The sequence below is a fragment of the Caballeronia sp. genome (assembly GCF_049581465.1).
Lineage (GTDB): Bacteria > Pseudomonadota > Gammaproteobacteria > Burkholderiales > Burkholderiaceae > Caballeronia.
Map to the genome: position 1 here is coordinate 1 of NZ_JBAUSA010000048.1, position 1,673 is coordinate 1,673.

The following is a 1,673-nucleotide window of genomic DNA, read 5'->3' on the forward strand; positions in this document are numbered from 1 at the left end:
CCTGCTGGCCGCCGTCATCGCCGTATGGCAATTGCTGCGGCCGGCCGCCGGCCGCTTTGAAAAGCCCGCCCCGCAAGATCTCCTCGATGCCGCGCGCATCTTTCGCGCGCAGGAGCGCAGCGACGCCGGCCTCGCGATGATGGGCGACAAGAGTTTCATGTTTTCGGCGTCCCGCGAGGCGTTCCTGATGTACGCCAAGCACGGCCGCACCTGGGCCGCGCTGCACGACCCCGTGGGTCCGCGGCGCGAATGGGCCGAACTGATCCGGCAGTTTGTCCAGATGGCGCATGCGCACAATGGCCGCGCGGCCTTCTATCAGGTTCGCGCCGACGCCTTGCCGCTTTATCTCGATGCAGGTCTCACGCTGATGAAACTGGGTGAGGAAGCGCACGTCGCACTGGCCGAGTTCGACTTGAAGGGTTCGCATCGCGCGCATTTACGCTATGCAATCAAGCGCGGAGAACGCGATGGTTTCGACGTGGAAGTCCTCGATTCCGAGCGCGTTCCCGACGCCATGCCCGTCTTGCGCACGATTTCCGATGCGTGGCTGGACAGCCGCGAAGCGCGCGAGAAAAGCTTTTCGGTCGCCGCGTTCAACGACGATTACCTCGCCGCGCAATCCGTGCTGCTGGTGCGCCAGCAGGGCGTGCCGGTCGCGTTCGTCACCTTCATGACGACCGACCTGAATACCGAAGCCACGGTCGGCGTGATGCGTCATGTGCCCGACGCATCGTCGTACGCGATGGAATACCTCTTTACGAAGCTCGCGCTGCATCTCAAGCAGGCCGGATTCCAGACGCTCAGTCTTGGGATCGCGCCGCTTTCCGGCATGCAGCCGACACCGCTTGCTTCGCCATGGCATCGGCTGGCCGGCTTCGTCTGGCGCTTCGGCGGCCGGTTCTACAATTTCCGCGGCTTGCGAGGCTTCAAGAGCAAGTTCCAGCCGCGCTGGGAGCCGCGTTATCTCGCGGCGTCCGGTTCTGTCGGCGTGTTCTTTACGCTTGCCGATCTCTCGTTGCTGGCGGGAGGCTGGCGGTCATGAAAATTATTGAAAAGCTCGTCCTTGTGTCGCTATGCGCCACGCTCGCAATAACTGCGGCGCACGCCGAGACATTGCCCGGCGGCCGTTATGGCGAGATCACGCTAACTAAACCATCCGGTCCGATGCGTGCTTTCATCGTCCTCTTCTCCGACAAGAACTGGACGCCCGCCGACGCACAAAGCGCCGATGTGCTGGCCGCGAAAGGCGCGATGGTCGTAGGTGTGGACACAGCCCGATACGCGGCGAACCTGACCACTCATCAGGAGGCCTGCCACAAGCTGGTAGGCGACGCCGAGTCGGTGAGTCACCAGCTCGAACGCGAAGTCCAGTCCAGCCGCTACTTCTCGCCGATGTTAATGGGCACCGGCCAGGGCGGCATCCTCGCCGAAAAAGCGTTGGCCCAGGCGCCCGACAATACGGTTGCGGGCGCGGTATCGGTGGCGCCGGATGCGCAGCTCGACGCGCGCTTCAACCCTTGTCCGCCGGACCCGACCATCACGCACGCGAAGGGCTTGCCGGGTTTCTACGAGACCGGCCCGCTTGGCGCCGCAACCTCAAAAGCCGACGCGCTTCTGGCCCTCGCCGCGCCCCATTTGCGCGTGCATGAAGCGACCGACGAAGACGTATCGGA

At 64.0% G+C, this 1,673-nt stretch carries 1 protein-coding gene and 1 pseudogene; both read left to right on the forward strand.

Going from position 1 to position 1,673, the window contains the following annotated elements:
- Positions 1-1,042, forward strand: a 1,042-nt coding sequence (locus tag WCA53_RS00955; protein ID WP_423904374.1) for a phosphatidylglycerol lysyltransferase domain-containing protein, incomplete at its 5' end; no start/stop codon positions are given.
- Positions 1,039-1,673 (forward strand): annotated as a pseudogene (locus WCA53_RS00960) (virulence factor family protein); the annotation flags it as partial. The gene WCA53_RS00955 and the pseudogene WCA53_RS00960, both read left to right, overlap by 4 nt.